Origin of the sequence: Methanofervidicoccus abyssi (assembly GCF_004310395.1) — an archaeon.
In the GTDB taxonomy this organism is placed as follows: Archaea; AGJL01; Methanococci; order Methanococcales; family Methanococcaceae; genus Methanofervidicoccus; species Methanofervidicoccus abyssi.
The window spans coordinates 120137-138179 of sequence record NZ_BFAX01000004.1 but is presented as its reverse complement, the minus strand read 5'-3'; the positions used below and the strand labels follow the sequence as shown (position 1 = coordinate 138179).

Sequence of the window (18043 nt, the reverse complement as noted above, 5' to 3'; positions counted from 1 at the left end):
TTTTACACTCTTACTAAGAAACACTCTTTTCAAGGAAAGAGAAGATGAGGAATTTTTTAAAAGTTTTTTAATTTTACATTATTTATAATTGAAAAAATAGGGTTATACTAATCCCCATAATCTTCTGAATATTTCTTATTTAACTTATTTCTATTTACAACACTTGTAATATAGGCGTTTAAACCACCTGCAAGTGCAACTATCTTCTTATTGTCGTAGAATACCTTCTCCCTGAAGAGTTTCTCAAGGTCCATAGTCTCTATAGCGTACTTAGTTATCTTCTCCTTCAGATATTTCTTATGGTCCTCTATGTAATGAGTGGATATATTTCCTTTTCTGAAATCCTCCTCCTCCATCACAGCCCTGTGGAAAGGTATATTTGTGTTTACACCTAATATTATATACTCCTTAAGTGCCCTTTTCATCCTTGCAATTGCCTCCTCTCTATCTCTACCATAGGCTATCAACTTTGCTATCATAGAGTCGTAGTAAGGTGGTATCTCTGCACCACTACAGACACCACTATCTATCCTAACTCCAGGTCCTCCTGGAGATCTGTAGTACTTTATCTTCCCTGGAGATGGTACAAACTCCCTTAATGGATCCTCTGCATTTATTCTACATTCTATTGCATGTCCTCTTATCTCTATATCTTCCTGTCTGAAGGAGAGTTTTTCTCCATATGCTATCTTTATCTGTTCCTTTACTATGTCTATACCTGTAACTATCTCAGTTATTGGGTGTTCCACCTGGATCCTTGTATTCATTTCTAAGAAATAGAACTCTCCATTATAGTATAGAAACTCCACAGTACCTGCATTACAATAATCTATAGCTTTTGCAGCCCTTACTGCAGCCTCCCCCATCTTTTTTCTCAACTCCTCAGTCATAATAGGTGAAGGTGCCTCTTCAATTAACTTCTGGTGTCTCCTCTGTATAGAGCACTCCCTCTCTCCAAGATATACCACATTCCCATACTTATCTGCCAGTATCTGTATCTCTATATGTCTTGGTTTTTCTAGATATTTCTCTAGGAATATAGTAGGATCTCCAAAGGCACTCTTTGCTATGGATTGTGTAGATTCTATAGTCTCTATCAACTCCTCCTCGTTATGAGCCACTGCCATTCCTATACCTCCCCCTCCAGCGGAGGCCTTAACCACTACAGGATAACCTATCTCCTCTGCAATAGCCACTGCATCCTTTATATCTTCAATAGGCCCATCTGTACCAGGGAGTACAGGTACTCCAGCCTTCTTCATAATCTTTTTTGCGTTTATCTTACTACCCATGGCCTCAATGGCTTTGACAGGAGGGCCTATAAATACTATATCATTTTCCTCACAGGCTCTGGTAAATTCTGGATTTTCAGCGAGGAAACCATAACCTGGATGTATAGCCTCGGCACCACTTTTCTTCGCAACCTTTATTATCCTCTCTATATTTAGATAACTCTTAGATGCCTGTGGAGGTCCTATACAGTAACTCTCATCTGCTAAGGATGTAAATAAGGCATGCTCATCTGCCTGGGAATATACAGCAACAGTTTTTATACCTAACTCCTGACATGCTCTTATAACCCTAACAGCAATCTCCCCCCTGTTAGCTATAAGTATTTTCTTGAACATAGTATCACTTTATGAAAAGATAAATAATAATTATTTTATATTATTTTATTATCATAAGGATATCTCCCACATTCACAGTCTGTCCTTCATGGACAAGAATCTTCTCAACCTTTCCATCTACAGGACTTTCAACTGGGTTCTCCATCTTCATAGCCTCAAGTATAAGTATAACATCCCCTTTCTTTACAGTATCTCCTTCTTTTACCTTTATCTTGGTAATCATACCCCTGAGAGGAGAAGTTACTGCTCCCTCTGTCTCTACAGTGATCTCTTCCCTTCTCTTGTTCATCTCAGTTCCATACCTAGGCTTTATTTTAACTTCGTATGCTTCACCGTTTACTTCAATAATATACTCAGTTGGTATCTCCAAGAATTTAGATACCTCTTTCTCCTCTGGAATCGGTTCTGGTTTCAACTCCCCTCTGAGGAACTTAAGGGCGACATGTGGATAGAGAGCGTAGGTTAGTATATCCTCCTCCTTTGATACTATCCCTTTCTCCTCAGCCTCTTTCTTAAACTTCTCGTACTCAGGTTCTAAGAGATCTGCAGGTCTACATGTAATAGGTTTTTCACCTTCCTCTAACGCCCTCTTCATAAGTTCCTTACTTATTGGAGCAGGTGGCCTTCCATAAAGTCCCTTTATATAGTTTATTACCTCGTTTGTAATGATCTTATACCTCTCCCCCGTAAGTACGTTCATAACAGCCTGAGTACCTACTATTTGGGATGTCGGCGTTACTAAAGGTGGATAACCTAGATCTGCCCTTACCCTTGGAATCTCCTCCAATACCTCCTGTAGTTTATCTAAGGCCCCCTGCTCCTTCAACTGGGACACGAGATTTGAGAGCATCCCTCCAGGTATTTGATACACAAGTATCCTTGTATCTATTCTCTCTGCTATTGGATCTATGAGATACTTGTACTTCTCCCTAACCTTGTCGAAGTACTCCCTAATTTCGTTTAAAAGTTCTAGATCTAACTTTGTATCGTAGGGAGTGCCCTTAAGTGCAGCAACTACACTCTCCACAGGTGGATGAGAAGCACCCATTGCTAGGGGAGATATGGCACAATCTACCACATCTACCCCTGCTTCAATTGCTGTCATGAAGGTAAATGGAGCTATACCACTGGTACAGTGGCTATGAAGATGTATAGGTAGGGAAACTTCTTCCTTCAACCTCTTGATAAGTTCTTTAGCATCGTAGGGTAGAAGTAGTCCTGCCATGTCCTTTATACCTATAGAATCACAGCCCAGTTCCTCAAGTTTCTTGGCGAGTTCTACAAACTGATCTATGGTATGTACTGGACTTACAGTATAACATATATCTCCCTGTACATGGGCGCCTAACCTCTTTGCAACTTTTATGGAGAACTCCATATTTCTAATATCGTTTAAGGCGTCAAATATCCTGAATATCTCAATACCGTTTTCATAAGCCTTCTCTATAAACTTCTCTACAATGTCATCTGGATAGTGCCTGTATCCTACGAGATTCTGCCCTCTCAACAACATTTTAAGAGGTGTATTCTGCACTCTCTTCCTTATTATTCTAAGTCTCTCCCAGGGATCTTCATTTAAATATCTTATACAGGCATCAAAGGTAGCTCCACCCCATACCTCTAAGGAATAGAATCCCACTTCATCCATCTTCTCCAAAATAGGTATCATATCTTCAGTTCTCAACCTTGTGGCCATAAGGGATTGATGTCCATCCCTCAGTGTAACATCTGTTATCTTCACCATACTTTCCACCTTAAAAAAAATAGTTGTCAAAACCATATCTACAAAAAATTGATAAAAATAGCCATATGGTATGTTTATATAAAGTATTATTTATATCTTTTTACTTCACATAAAAATTAGTAAAGCCACTTTACAATACTAATATTAAGAATAATTATCGAAAAAATTTAGGAGTAATCCAAAATCAAAATAAATCTTTAAAAAAATAAATAAGGTATAAACAGATATATATCCACCTTTGGACATTGGTAGAAAGGGCGATCCTGAATATCCCCTATAACTGTTTATATTACGAATAAATTTCTAATCTTTATCTCGTATATCATTAAATATATGGAAATTACTATAATTGAAGAGATTAAGGGTTTTTTAAGATCTCTCATTCTCTTTCAAGTGAAGTTGTTGTCAAGTCTGTTTATGTCTGATTACAAGATAGGATCTTATTTTTTACTTCCAATACTCAGAAACGTTTAGAGAGTGGATTTTTCATCTGTTCATTCCTTTTAGATCGTTTAACAACTTTAGAAAATTTTCTAATTTTTATTTTATTGAATTCAGGTATTGTTATTTATTGTATAAAAGTTTTGTTCAAGATTTAAATTATTATTTAAATTATTTACAACTTGTCATTGTACTTTCCTTAACGAGGGTTTTTACTGATATTTTAAAAAAACTAAAGTATTATTATTTATAGTATTATTATTTAGTATTATTTTATAACTCTATAACACTTTTAACTTTAAAAGTATAAAAATACACCACTACCTATAAAATCTCAAATACTTTATGGAGAGATAGTATGGATATCAAGAAGGTAATAATGCCTATAGTGGGTCTTGTACTCTGGGAACTTTTAGCTATATGGTTGAACAACCCTGTAATACTCCCTCCAGTGGAGAACGTGATTAAAATTTTAATAAATCCTCAGACAACCCTCCTTGGAACTGGTACTTTAGTTGAGAATACTTTAGTAAGTATAAAGAGGGTACTTTCAGGGTTTATTGTGGCAGGTATTGTTGGAGTACCTTTGGGAATACTTATGGGCTATTTCCCTACAGTTATGGATCTCTTTGATACTGTTATAGAACTTCTGAGACCAATACCTCCTCTTGCATGGGTACCACTGGCCCTTGCATGGTTTGGTGTAGGAGAGACTTCTATGTTGTTTATAATATTCATAGGAGCCTTCTTTCCAATATTACTCAACACCATTGCAGGAGTTAAGAGTGTTCCCAAAATACTTATAGAGACTGCTCAAACCCTTGGAGCCCGTGAGAAAGACATACTATTAAAGGTAGTCATACCAGCATCTTCTCCACATATACTAACTGGATTGAGGATAGGAGCAGGTATAGCGTGGATGTGTGTTGTAGCGGCGGAGATGCTCCCAGGAAGTAGTGCAGGCTTAGGATATCTCATCATGTATGCCTACTCTTTAAGTAGAATGGATGTAGTTATTGCATCTATGATAATAATAGGTATAATAGGACTTGTCTTAGATAGAGGATTGAGATATATAGAAGATAGATACTTTAAATGGAGATACCTAATAAAATAAGGTGTTTCTATGGAGAATATACTGGAAATTAGAAATGTAAGTAAAAAGTTTGTAAGTAAGAAGAAGGAGATTCTCGCAGTGGATAACATAACTTTTAACGTTAAATACAATGAATTTTTATCTATTGTCGGCCCCAGTGGGTGTGGTAAATCCACACTGTTGAGGATGATTGCAGGACTTGAGAAACCTACTTCTGGAGAAATTCTAATGGAGAATAGGAGGATTGAAGGACCTGGAGCAGAGAGAGGCCTGGTATTTCAACAGTACACTTTACTACCTTGGAGAACTGTATTGGACAACGTTGCATTTGGACTGGAAATTAGAGGTATACCTAAAAAAGAGAGGTATGAGATTGCCAAAAGGTTCATCAAGATGATAGGGTTAGAAGGATTTGAAGAGGCTTATCCTTATGAACTCAGTGGAGGGATGCAGCAGAGGGGGGCTATTGCAAGGACTTTGGCTAACGACCCTAAGATAGTACTCATGGATGAACCCTTTGGAGCCCTGGATACCCAGACTAGGACTATACTCCAGCATGAACTTCTAAAGATATGGGAAAAGGAGAAAAAGACGGTTATATTTGTCACCCACAGTGTAGATGAGGCTATCTACCTCTCAGATAGAGTTATAGTGATGACTGCAAGACCTGGAAAAATAAAGGATATTATCCCCATAGATCTGGAGAGACCAAGGAAGAGGGATACCTTGGAGTTTATAGAGTATAAGAGAAAGATAACAAATATATTAAAGGATGAAGTACTTAAATCATATAATATGTATAATTATTCAAAAAATGTATAAAAATGGGATAGGATGTTGAGAGGAAAAGATGCTACATTGGCTGCTATCATTGAAACAATACTAAACGAGGAACCTGAAACCCAGGATGAAATAGCAAAAAAATTAAACATAAGTAGGAGGTATGTTGCAAAGTTGTTGAAACCTCTGATAGATAAAAAGATAGTTATGCATCCCTACGTGGTGGATATAGAGAAGTTGTCGAAGTTGGAGATATATCACAGTATAGAAAAACCCATATTTCATATTATAGATCTACTGGATAAGATGGGCAATAACGTACTGTACAACTTGGATAAGGTCCATAACGCACTGAAGACAAGGAATATAGAAGATGCAAAAAGTGTTATATTTCAAGATTACACACTCAACAAGTTAGAGGAAGAAGTTAATATCACTCTTAAGATGGATAATCTCAAGTATCTGCCTTCTAAACAGACTGCACTCCTATCTAAGATAGCCTCTAATATTGAGAGATGTGGAGATTACCTGTCAAACATTGCAGAGGAGATTACAAAGGGTTTGTATATAAAAGAGTATCTCCATGAAGACATAGACGAAATATTTAATATAACTAAGAAGATGTTTTCCATTGCTATGGATATGGTGAAAGATGGTAAAGCCTCTTTTGAGATATATGACTTAGAGGAAGAACTTCATAGAAAATTAGAAAAAATTATGAAAGTCCTATCTGAGAAGGAAGAGTGTAAAACAAAAAATATAAATTACTATATCCAATTTGGAATGTTCCTGAAAGATATCGAGAGATTTGGAGATAGGTGTATAAAGATATTTGAGACGGGGAGGGAGTTCCATCATGGACTATTAGGAGAAGATTCGAGAAAATAGATAATACCTGGTGTATCACCATGGTGAATGTTGAGAGGATCAGTTTATCATTTCATAAATTTCTCCTGGAGAAGATAGATGAAGTAGTAAAAAAGAAAGGATACTCCAGTAGGAGTGAACTTATAAGGGATGCTGTTAGAAAGTATATCCTAGAGAATAATCAACTGGGTAAAAGAGACCTAATTAATGCCATCATTATAGTAGTATATAATCCAACTAAAAATTCCATGGAGGAAATGAGTAAGGCCTATTTTGAACACAACAGTATAGTAAAGTCTATAAATCAGTCCTACATTAGAACATCCTGTGGATGTAATAAAAAGGTTGAGATATTTATCGTAGAGGGTAATTCTAAAGAAGTATCTAAATTTTACAGTAAAGTATCTAACTTAGATGGAAAGATTTATGATAAGATAATAGTATTTTAGGGGGTTTATTTTTAATTCAAAATCCCTAATAATTTATAAAATATTTAATAAAAACTACCTAAAGGAGGAGGATTAACAGAATTCTAAAACTGTTTTTATCGCTAAGAGTAATTCTAAAAGATAGAATGATATTTTAACTTATGAGTATTACTATTTTTATAATAATTATTATCATTTATGTAACAATCCTTTCATTAAAGAGTATTAATTTTTATGTATAAAATCTAATGGTTATTATCAAAAATTTTTTTATACAATAATATCACTAATAACACTTTTGCTGAAAAGTTAAAAAAGGTGTATAAAATGAAATATAAGAAAAGGCCTACAAAGATGTTCTGCTACCAGTGTCAGGAGACCGCAAGGAATACAGGTTGTACAGTTGTAGGTGTATGTGGTAAAAAGGATAACGTGGCCAATCTTCAAGATCTTTTAGTATATACTATAAAAGGGTTAGCCTATGTGTGTGAAAAGGTAGGTAGATCTACTAAAGAGATCGACAGATACATAGTAGATAGTCTATTTGCCACAATAACAAATGTAAATTTTGACGATAGGGATATAATAGAGAAGATAAAGAGAGGCATTGAACTTAGGGAGAATTTAAAAAAAGAGCTTCCTAACGGTGTAGAATTGCCTGACTGTGCTACATGGATACCAGAGAATGAAGAAGATATCGTTAAAAAGGCTAACTCAGAAGAGGTATCTATCCTAGCTACAGAAGATGAAGATATAAGATCCCTAAGGGAGCTGATCACCTATGGAGTTAAGGGGATAGGAGCTTACTTACATCATGCAATGGTACTGGGGTACAACGATGAAAATATCCACAAGTTTATAAAGAAGGCGCTTATATCTACCATGGACGACAATTTATCTGTGGACGATCTCTTAGCCCTTGCACTTGAAACTGGTAAGTATGCTGTAGATACTTTGGCTCTACTTGATAAAGCACATACAGAAACTTATGGGCACCCTAAAATAACAGAGGTAAATATTGGAGTTAGGAATAACCCAGGTATATTGATAAGTGGCCATGACCTAAAAACCTTAGAGCAACTCTTAGAACAAACTAAGAGCACTGGTGTAGATGTATATACCCACTGTGAGATGCTACCTGCCCATTACTACCCTGCATTCAAGAAGTATGATCACTTTGTAGGTAATTATGGAAGTGCATGGCACAGACAGAGAGAGGAATTTGAAGCATTCAATGGGCCGATTATAATAACTACCAACTGTCTAGTACCTCCAAAGGATAGTTATAAGAACAGGCTATACACCACAGGATGTGTCTCGTATCCAGGTGTAAAGAGAATTCCTGAAGATGAGAATGGTAATAAGGACTTCTCGGAGATAATAGAACAGGCTAAAAAGTGTGCTCCTCCAAAGGAACTTGAGAGAGGGAAGATTGTAGGAGGATTTGCCCATAACCAGGTGTTATCATTGGCTGACAAGATCGTCGAGGCCGTAAAATCTGGGGCTATAAGAAAGTTTGTTGTAATGGCAGGGTGTGATGGAAGACACAGTAGTAGAGATTACTACACTGAATTTGCAAAGGCTCTACCAAAGGATACTGTAATACTTACAGCAGGATGTGCAAAGTATAGGTATATAAAATTGGATTTGGGAGATATAAACGGTATTCCAAGGGTGTTAGATGCTGGACAGTGTAATGACTCCTACTCCTTGGTAGTGGTAGCTCTCAAGTTAAAGGAGGCATTTAATTTAGAGGACATAAATCAACTACCGATTGTATACAACATAGCATGGTATGAACAGAAGGCAGTGGCAGTACTCTTAGCACTACTCTATTTAGGGATTAAGAATATCCTCCTAGGACCTACACTACCGGCGTTCTTGTCTCCAAACGTGACAAAAGTACTTGTAGATAAATTTGGAATAGGAACTATTTCAACTGTAGAAGAGGATATTAAAAGGTTAATATACGATGAAAAATAATAATTTTTATTAATTTTTTATAACTAATAGGGGATACTATGATCGAGAAAGTATATAAATTTACAAGGGAGTCTGACACCAAGGTTGTAGAGAAAATAGTAAACACTGAAGATGTCCAGATTATCCATATGATATTTCCTAAGGGAGAAAGTACTCCTAAACACTACACTAACTCTAACGTCCATCTTATAGTTGTAAGAGGGGAAATGACCTTAACGCTGGAAGATGAAGAACCAAAGGTTTATCCCGCTGGGACGATAATATATATACCTTTTAATACAAAGATGATCGCTCAAAATTTAACTTCAGATATTTTGGAGTTCTTCGTAATCAAGGCTCCTCATCCTTCAAAGATCGGAGGGCCGGAAGAGCCTATTAAAGTGGACAATTAATAGTTAAGTTTATATATCTATTATTAACATTCCTAATCAAAAACAAAAATGGTGAAATAGATGCCCAGTGTAACAATAGATTACCAAATATGTAAAGGTGCTAAGGAGTGTGGAGAGTGTTATAATAACTGTCCAATGGAGGTTTTTACCATTGAGGGAGATAAAGTAGTTGTAGCCAATGAAGAGGAGTGTACAGGTTGTGGTGTCTGTGAAGATGTCTGTCCAACAGGTGCTGTTAAGGTAAAATTTGAGTAAAATATTTAATTTTTTTATTTTTATTATAATAATATTATTAATATTATTATAAACAGTTAGTGAAATTATGGATAATCTAAAAGAGTGTATATTAAAAATTATATGTAATAAGATAAAGATGGGAGTGCTTGCAAAGTTTCTCTCTATTGAGGAGTACCGTAATGATATATTGGAAGATTTTTCAGAGGTTCAGATGGAAGGTGTTGAGACATTATATGAGAAGTATCTTATCCACTACGGGAGACCTGATATAAAATTTGAAGTAGATTCTAAGGAAAATATAATAGATATTTTAGAAGAAACTATCGAGTTGGAGAAAACCTCTGCAAAAAAAATAGGGGCGAACTTTGGAATTAGACAGAGTATTATCCATGCCTTGGCAGAAGATGAAAAGTATTACTATTATCTGAAAAGGTTGTTATCAGAGAGTTAAGATCTACACATAAACTTCCTGAGTATAACGTAGATACATAGCAAGAAACCAAAGATGTAATACAGTATTACATCTAAATCTAAGATGCCAGTTTCAATAGACACTAATAGATATGAGAGTAGTACAGCATAAACTCCTAAGTATATCCCTTTAAAACTTTCGGCGATCCTGTAGAGGAATCCCATAAATATGCCTAATAATCCAAAATATGGGACAATACCCAATACTCCATAGTCTCCAATTACCCCTCCAAATATCGTTGGAGTTATTGTAACGCCGTAGATACCTAAACTGTTAGCCACAATAGTCCTTGGACCTGGAGTCATTCCAAGGTAGGAGTATATGGCACTGTAGGTTAGATAGCCATTAAATACACCGTTGAAGTTATGCACTATTATATCCAACACACTCATGGTTAGATCCATCCTGGAAAGTAAGGGGATACCTCCACTACCCAATATCTTCAGTTTTATCAAAGAGAGAAGTAGTAGAAGGGCGAGTATTCCAGAGATAAAAAGTAATAACTCCCTATTTTTTATCTTATTTGTATAGTAGAGAACAAAAAGTGTAGACATTAAAAGCACCATTACACTTGTCCTATATCCTAGGAGCATTATAACACCTGAAAAAATAAGAGAGTATATTATCACTCTTATTTTATCCAGAGACAATTTAGATGCTACTACTATAGCCCATCCCAAGATTAAGAGACGCGATAACATTGTATATAAAGGGCTTAAAAACCTTTTAGAGGTTAGATCAAAGAGAGGCACACCTCCTGTCCAGAGAATGTCTATAACTAAAAAGACCAGTCCAACAGTCATTAGGGTCAATCCAAAGATATAGTGTTTTAAGTAATCTATTTTATATTTTCCTTTACTCTTTAAATTTAACAAACTACTTTCATCCAACAGATCCTCTAAACCTAAAACATGGTAAAGTCTCTTGCCCACAACAAAAGAAATATAAAATACTAAAGCACTTAGGAGTACCAAAATAGACGTAGAGCAAGATACACTAGTGAGTATTATAAATATAGAAGTTAGTATCAAAAATAAGAAATGTCCTTCTAATTTTTCATCTGAATGTTTTCTCAACCAGTTCATGATAACCCATGATATTCATAATTATTTTAGAGTTAATTTTTTAAAGTGATTATATTAGTAATATTGTTGTATGAAGTAATGTTTTTAGGTAATCTATCCAACGTCTTATTTAAAATTAAATAAACGGTTATTTTAGAGGTAAGTATTTTCTTAGGTTTTATCAAATTATCGTAAATTTCTAAGGTTTCTATCTTCTGTCTTCCCCCTATAATTAATCCGTTATCTAAAAAATGCACATTTACCTTTTCACCTATATTGTTTATATTTTCTATTTTATTTCTAATATACTGTTGTTCAGTGGGGGTGTAGGTTTTTGAATCTACAGCAAAAATTCCTGTGATATAAATTCCAAGTATTGTAATATTCAACTTCTTATAAGGTTTCACACTATTCATTATTTTATCTTCTATATCCTTAAAAGAATACCCTTCAACAGGATATATCTGATATGAAACTATTGTGTTTCCTAAAGGTCTTAAAATAACTTTCTCGGCAGCTATATTTTCCTTATAGGCCATCTCTCCTCCAATAGTCACAGATCGATTATTATATATTCCATAGAGGGTTCCACCCCGAGCCCCAACTATAATGACTGTACCGTTAAACTCTTTTCCAGTACTCGTCCATCTACCGTAGATATCTGCATAAAGGGGAAAACCCTTAGATAGAATCTTTTCAGAAACCCATGCACATTTGTACATCTGATCTCCATCAAATTGGTAGGTATCACCTGATGAAAATAGAAACTTATATACCAGAGCCCCAGAAGTTATTAGGATAGATACTATTACCAACACCTCAAGGATACCAATTTTCAACTTCATGAAAACCCCATTATTGTTTTTCAAGTTCTTCTTTTATCCTTCTATATATACCTTCTCCATCTAATCCGTAATACTTCAGTAGATCTGTGGCACTTCCTGATATACCAAATACATCTCTTATACCTATCCTTAAAAGTCTCTTATTTAGACCATGATCAGCAATCACTTCTGCTATTGCACTTCCCAGTCCCCCTATGATGTTGTGATCCTCTATGGATATGATAAAATCGTTAGTAAAGTTAACTATCATCTCCTCATCTATAGGTTTAATCGTAGCCATAGATATCAGTTGGCCCTCTATTTCATCCTCTTTTAGAAGTTCCAGCGCTTTTATAGCCTCTGGTACCATCTCACCAGTGGCAACAATTGTTAGATCCGAACCCTCCTCCAGTATCCTGCCTTTTCCAAATTGAAATTTGGCATCCTCTTCACTGGAGAAAACAGTCTCAGTATCCCTCCTTGGCATCCTTACATAAACTGGTCCCTCGTTTCTCGCACACCACTCTATTACACTCTTCGTTTCGTAATAATCTGTTGGAGATATAACCCTCATATTTGGAATACATCTCATTATAGCAATATCTTCAGTCATCTGATGAGTAGCTCCATCTTCTCCTACAGTTATACCACTATGGGTTGCAACAATCTTTACATTGAGATTTGGGTAGGCTATGGAGTTCCTTATCTGTTCCCATGCCCTTCCAGTTGCAAACATGGCAAAGGTGGAGGCAAATACTATCTTTCCAGTCTTAGCAAGTCCAGCAGCCATACTCATCATATTCTGTTCTGCTATACCTACGTTGAAGAACCTATCTGGAAATGCCTTTGCAAACATAGCGGTCTTTGTAGATCCAGAGAGATCTGCATCTAGGACTACAAGGTTTGGAAGCTCCTTTCCTAATTTAACTAAGGTCTCTCCGTAGGCAGTTCTCATGCCCTTTTTTTCACCAAGTTTGTACTTCATAGATTCACCTTTGGATCTTTGTTATCTAAATTTAACCGCCTCTTTTAATCTTCTAACAGCTTCTTCTACATCACCGTGACAGAATATTGCAGAAGAGGAAATAAGTACATCTGCACCTGCTTCTACCACCTTTGGAGCAGTTTCTAAATTAATACCTCCATCTACAAAGATCTGGACATCATGTCCTTCTTTGTTTATAAGTCTCTTTAAACTATCTATCTTTTTGAGCATCTGAGGTATAAACTTCTGTCCCGAGAATCCAGGCTCTACAGTCATTACAAGCACTCCATAAACCTCGTCTAGGATGTACTCTATAGTGTTTATAGGAGTTGAGGGATTGAGGGCTACTATAGGTTTGGAGCCCTTTTCCTTTATTAGGTTTATAGTTCTGAAAGGGAATCTACAGGTTTCTATATGGAAGGAAATTATATCCACATTTCCTGCAAGGACAGATATAAACATGTTAGGATTTTCTACCATAAGATGAACTTCAGTGGGTAGAGAAGTTATGTCCTTAACATACTTGGATATCCCAATACCCATACTTATATTAGGTACAAAGTGTCCATCCATCATATCTACATGGATAAGATCTACACCTGCTTCTTCTACCTTTCTTATTTCCTCCTTTAGATATCCGTAGTTTGCAGAGAGTATAGAAGCTCCTATCTTCACCATACTTTCTCCTTTTGTTGTTATGCTGTAAAAAAGAGTGATTAAGAGAGCTCTTTAAGTGCCTTTTCTAACTGTTCCTCATTTGGAGCCTTACCATGAAATCCTATGTTATCTTCCATAAAGGATACTCCCTTACCTTTAATAGTATTTGCTATGATCATCTTAGGTCTACCATTCTTTAAGGATTTAGCAGTATTGACTGTATTGATTATCTCCTTGAAGTTATGTCCATCTATCTCAAATACATCCCATCCAAAGGCTTTAAACTTCTCCTTTAAATCATCTAAGCGCATCACATCTTCGGTACAACCGTCTATCTGAAGCCTATTTCTATCTACAAACCCTATTAAGTTATCGAGTTTATAGTGGGAGGCTGCCATAGCAGCTTCCCAAACCTGCCCCTCCTGGCACTCTCCATCTCCAAGAAGAACATAGACGGTATTATTCAATCCGTCCAATTTACATCCTAAGGCAATCCCTACAGCTACTGAGAAACCCTGTCCCAAGGATCCTGTACTGGCTTCAACCCCTGGTATGCTTATAGAAGGGTGTCCCTGAAGGAGGGCTCCAACCTTTCTCAACTTCCATAGTTCCTCCTTGTCGAAGTATCCCAACTCTGCAAGAACTGCGTAGAGTGCAGGACAGGCGTGTCCCTTGCTTAATACGAATATATCCCTACCCTTCTTCTCTGGATTCTTTGGATCGTGGTTCATTATCTTGTAATACAGTGCAACTATAATATCAGTTGCAGACAGGGAACCACCGGGATGACCAGATTTGGCTAATCCTATCATCTTCACAACATTGTACCTTATCTTTTTGGCTATTGTTTTTAACTCCTCTAAATCCGTGTTTTTGATATAAGGGGTGCCACTCATGAGGTTTTCACCTTTTGACAACTTTATTTCTAAAAAGGTTTGTTATATTGTTTATATACTTTATTTTTCTTAAGATATTAATATATGTGTTTAAACTTTATGTATCCATTTAAAAATGTTTCTATGGTCAATTAATGTTATTATAATTTTAATTCCCATTAATATAATTAAATACCACATTAAAAGATGATCGTTAAACCTTACTTCCAATCAAATTAGTAATTAGGAGAGTAATAAAAGTGATAGAGCAACATAATTTTTTAAAATTATAATTTAATAAATAATAAATTAATAATTTAGAGTAAAAACAACACAAAATTAATAATAATAAAGCAAAAAACTTCTAAGGAGATTAATAGAAAATTTACTTTTTTACGTTACTTTATTTAGGATTTTTTTATTTTTTAATTTTATATAATATTATTTTAATTTATATTATTTTAAAACTTGTAATATGACACAAATATAAGAATGATTCGCAATTGTATCAGAAAATACAGAAGTTCTTTCCCTCCATAAAAATCATGATTAAGGTAAAATATTAGAAGAGAGAAAACATGAATTTAACCGCCTTTATTTTCAAAAGAAAAAGAAAAATTTTACTGAAATTATTATTTAATAATAGGTGTATTATTTAATTCACTCTACTCTTCAGGACATCCCAATATCTTTTTAAGTTTCTTAAGATGTTCCTTTGTACCAAAAGCATATATAACATTATAGACCTCTAAGACAACATCTGGACCTGGGTTGATGATCACATTATCATTATCTTTTATAATTGCTAGTATTGTGGCACCACTTTTCTGCCTTATCTTAGATTCGTGAAGAGTCTTTCCAACGACCTCTGAGCCTGGATGGACAGTGAATCTCCCAATCTCCATATCATAAGTCTCATCCATCGGAGTGGATACAAAATCCAATATCTCAGGTCTCAGGGCCATTTCGGCTATTCTCATTCCTCCAATACTATAGGGAGAGACCACTCTATTTGCACCAGCCTTTAGAAGTTTATCGACTGTATTCTCTGCCTCGGCTTTGGCGATAATATATAGATTGGGATTCAATCCCCTTGCAGAAATGGTGATAAATAGATTCTCAGCGTCAGAACTAACTGTTGCAATCAATCCCTTGGCTCTCTTTACTCCAGCCTTTATTAAGACTTCATCTAAGGTAGCATCCCCTATAACGTACAGTAGATTTTTATAATTCTCTGTTTCCTCCATTAGGTTCTTTTCATCGATATCGATTACTACGTAGGGTACTCCAGCATTATCAAACTTCTTTGTTACTACCTTTCCAATTTTCCCAAATCCACATATTATATAGTGGTTATTGATATTTTTCAATTTATTTTCCATCTTTTTCAACCTTAGTACCTTTTTCAACTCTCCTTCAATTATGAATCCTGCGATGGAGGCGAAGGTATAGGCCATCGCTCCAACACCACAAACTATATACAACAGTGTAAATACCTTACCCCAGAAGGTAGTAGGGGTTATATCTCCGTATCCTACAGTGGATAAAGTGATCACTGTAACGTAGAGGGCTGTAAAAAAATCCCAACCCTCTAAGTACATTAGGCCCAAAGTAGCTGAAAAAATAATAACTAATAGCACTAGAATACCTAATTTTATTCTGTTCAGTGCTTTCATTCCTCTCCCTTCCCGAAACTGTCAAAAATAACACAAAAATACTATTAAAGGATCTATGTTTGTATAAGTGTTATAGAATATTTCAAAGTGCGTTATTAAAAAATTCCTCATAAAAGTGAGGAATCTAAAGTAAATTTACTAATAAATCTAAAATCTTATTAAGAATCTGTCATTTTACTGATTATCAACCTGTCTTTATTCTTAAAATGGGTACTTAATATAAAGTTTAAACTTTATCTTGCAACGTATTCTCTATACGACTTCTTCAGTATCTCTATTACAGGTAACTTCTTACCTGCTAAGAATTGTATACAGGCTCCTCCTCCTGTACTGATATGATCTATTCTGTCTGCAACACCAACTATACTGGCAGCTGCCGATAGATGACCTCCTCCTATCACCGTAAATGCTCTAGATCTAACCATACTTTTTAGTATCTCTGCAGTACCCTTTAAAAAGTTTTTATTTTCAAAAACACCTGCAGGCCCATTTGCAACTATGGTCCTAGCCTCTTTTATTATTCCATCGTAATGTTCTACAGTTTCACTACCTATATCGTATATAGAATAGGTAATTCTCTCCCCTATATCCAACTTTACTTCTTTTCTTTCTCCATTTACATTCAATGCAACATCTACCGGCACCTCTATCCTGTCCCCATAGGTATCTAGGAGATTCCTTGCAACTTCTATTAGATCTAAATACCCCATATCAGCTATCGTATCTCTGTTAGGTCCTAGATCGTAACCTTTAGCTATAAGGAAGATATTCGCCACAATTCCAGTTGTGAGTACCTTGTCTGCAGAGTTATTTTTTAACACGTTCTTTATAACCTCTATACTGTCGTCAGCTTTAGCTCCTCCAAGTATAAAAATTGAAGGTTTATCAGGATCCTCCAAGGTTTTACTAAGTACCTTTATCTCCTTCTCCATAATCCTTCCAGCAATTGCGGGCATGTAGTAAGCTAAACCTACTAAGGATGGCTGGGCTCTATGTGCCGCTGCAAATGCATCGTTTATAAAGTAGTCGAAGTAAGGATACAACTTTTTTATCATTATAGTTTTACCCTGTTTCTTTGGAAAAGAGTCATTCCAGGTATTCCAGTCCTTCAACACTTCTTCGGAGTAGAATCTTACATTCTCCAGTATTACAATATCTCCATCTTCCATCCTTTCTATAGTGTTTAAAGCATGAGACCCAAAGAGATCATCTACGTACTCGACATCCCTACCTAAAATCTCAGATAACTTCTTTGCATGTGGATAGAGAGGTGTAAAATCTTTTTTTCCAGGTCTACTCTGATGGGCCAATATAACCACTTTTGCCCCTTCTCCAGACAACTCCTCTATGGTATCCTTACAGGCCCTTATTCTTGTATCATCTAAGATTGTATAACTGTTAACATCCATAGGACTGTTTATATCTACCCTCAAAGCTACTCTTTTACCCTTAAAATCGAAATCATCCATAGTTAGGAACATATCCTACCTCCAACATTTTTTATATTATAATTACCAATGATATTATATATAAAAAACTGTTAAAAATTTTGTTAAAAATAACGATTATTTATCCTGTTCATGTCATAAATTTTATAAAAATTATAAAAACAAAATATAATTATAAAATCCCTACCTCGAATATAAATATTGTATAACTCTGAGATACGGATACAGCTGATGGTTTCATTATTTATTGTTATACCTCTATTTTTAGATCTTTATTATTTTTTAAAAAACATATTTTATATTTTTAATCACTATTTTGATAGGAAGTAGGGTGTAACTGTTATTATATAATAATAATGAAAATAATCCTTTTACAGACAATCCCAAATCTAGATTAACACCTTGTAAAAGATAATCTGGGCTGTTTTAATTTCTATCTTAATAGA

At 35.3% G+C, this 18043-nt stretch carries 17 protein-coding genes; 8 read left to right on the top strand and 9 right to left on the bottom strand.

Annotated elements, in window-relative coordinates; all coding sequences use genetic code 11:
• Positions 1–107: 107 nt before the first annotated feature.
• Complete coding sequence (locus MHHB_RS05035; protein WP_131007580.1) at positions 108–1628, bottom strand: acetyl-CoA carboxylase biotin carboxylase subunit; 1521 nt, start codon at positions 1626–1628, stop codon at positions 108–110.
• Positions 1629–1668: 40 nt separating this feature from the next.
• A complete protein-coding gene (oadA, locus tag MHHB_RS05030; RefSeq protein WP_131007579.1) occupies positions 1669–3372 on the bottom strand; it encodes a sodium-extruding oxaloacetate decarboxylase subunit alpha in 1704 nt (567 codons plus the stop codon).
• Positions 3373–4171: 799 nt separating this feature from the next.
• Here oadA and MHHB_RS05025 point away from each other — a divergent pair.
• From MHHB_RS05025 to MHHB_RS04990, 8 genes are all read left to right on the top strand, one after another.
• Positions 4172–4930 carry an ABC transporter permease gene (locus MHHB_RS05025; protein WP_131007578.1) on the top strand — a complete coding sequence of 253 codons (759 nt, stop codon included), beginning with the start codon at positions 4172–4174 and terminating at the stop codon, positions 4928–4930.
• A gap of 9 nt (positions 4931–4939) precedes the next feature.
• A complete protein-coding gene (locus MHHB_RS05020; RefSeq protein WP_131007577.1) occupies positions 4940–5731 on the top strand; it encodes an ABC transporter ATP-binding protein in 792 nt (263 codons plus the stop codon).
• A gap of 12 nt (positions 5732–5743) precedes the next feature.
• Positions 5744–6577 (top strand): PhoU domain-containing protein, encoded by an 834-nt coding sequence (locus MHHB_RS05015; protein ID WP_131007576.1) that lies wholly within the window; start codon positions 5744–5746, stop codon positions 6575–6577.
• 20 nt (positions 6578–6597) lie between these two features.
• A complete protein-coding gene (locus tag MHHB_RS05010; protein ID WP_131007575.1) occupies positions 6598–7005 on the top strand; it encodes a CopG family ribbon-helix-helix protein in 408 nt (135 codons plus the stop codon).
• A 306-nt stretch (positions 7006–7311) separates the two neighbouring features.
• Positions 7312–8967 carry a hydroxylamine reductase gene (gene hcp / locus MHHB_RS05005; RefSeq protein WP_131007574.1) on the top strand — a complete coding sequence of 552 codons (1656 nt, stop codon included), beginning with the start codon at positions 7312–7314 and terminating at the stop codon, positions 8965–8967.
• A 38-nt stretch (positions 8968–9005) separates the two neighbouring features.
• Entirely contained in the window at positions 9006–9359 is a 354-nt protein-coding gene (locus tag MHHB_RS05000) for a cupin domain-containing protein (RefSeq protein ID WP_131007573.1), read from the top strand.
• A 60-nt stretch (positions 9360–9419) separates the two neighbouring features.
• Positions 9420–9614 carry a 4Fe-4S binding protein gene (locus MHHB_RS04995; protein ID WP_131007572.1) on the top strand — a complete coding sequence of 65 codons (195 nt, stop codon included), beginning with the start codon at positions 9420–9422 and terminating at the stop codon, positions 9612–9614.
• A gap of 67 nt (positions 9615–9681) precedes the next feature.
• A complete protein-coding gene (locus tag MHHB_RS04990; RefSeq protein WP_131007571.1) occupies positions 9682–10047 on the top strand; it encodes a hypothetical protein in 366 nt (121 codons plus the stop codon).
• Here the strand turns inward: MHHB_RS04990 and MHHB_RS04985 are convergent.
• The 7 genes from MHHB_RS04985 to MHHB_RS04955 all read right to left on the bottom strand — a co-directional run bounded on the left by MHHB_RS04985 (position 10044) and on the right by MHHB_RS04955 (position 17630).
• A complete protein-coding gene (locus MHHB_RS04985; protein WP_131007570.1) occupies positions 10044–11153 on the bottom strand; it encodes an oligosaccharide repeat unit polymerase family protein in 1110 nt (369 codons plus the stop codon). The two genes, MHHB_RS04990 and MHHB_RS04985, sit on opposite strands and share 4 nt — an antisense overlap.
• A 32-nt stretch (positions 11154–11185) precedes the next feature.
• Positions 11186–11977, bottom strand: coding sequence for a TrmB family transcriptional regulator sugar-binding domain-containing protein (locus MHHB_RS04980; RefSeq protein ID WP_131007569.1), 792 nt, complete (start codon positions 11975–11977; stop codon positions 11186–11188).
• 10 nt (positions 11978–11987) lie between these two features.
• Positions 11988–12941: a transketolase family protein gene (locus tag MHHB_RS04975; protein WP_131007568.1), complete on the bottom strand. Its 954-nt coding sequence runs from the start codon at positions 12939–12941 to the stop codon at positions 11988–11990.
• A 21-nt stretch (positions 12942–12962) separates the two neighbouring features.
• Positions 12963–13619, bottom strand: a complete 657-nt coding sequence (gene rpe / locus MHHB_RS04970) for a ribulose-phosphate 3-epimerase (RefSeq protein ID WP_131007567.1) — start codon at positions 13617–13619, stop codon at positions 12963–12965.
• A 38-nt stretch (positions 13620–13657) separates the two neighbouring features.
• Positions 13658–14494 (bottom strand): transketolase, encoded by an 837-nt coding sequence (locus MHHB_RS04965; RefSeq protein ID WP_131007566.1) that lies wholly within the window; start codon positions 14492–14494, stop codon positions 13658–13660.
• A 644-nt stretch (positions 14495–15138) separates the two neighbouring features.
• Positions 15139–16149, bottom strand: a complete 1011-nt coding sequence (locus MHHB_RS04960; protein WP_131007565.1) for a potassium channel family protein — start codon at positions 16147–16149, stop codon at positions 15139–15141.
• A 233-nt stretch (positions 16150–16382) separates the two neighbouring features.
• Positions 16383–17630, bottom strand: coding sequence for a phosphoglycerate kinase (locus MHHB_RS04955; protein ID WP_131007564.1), 1248 nt, complete (start codon positions 17628–17630; stop codon positions 16383–16385).
• Between the last annotated feature and the right edge of the window lie 413 nt (positions 17631–18043).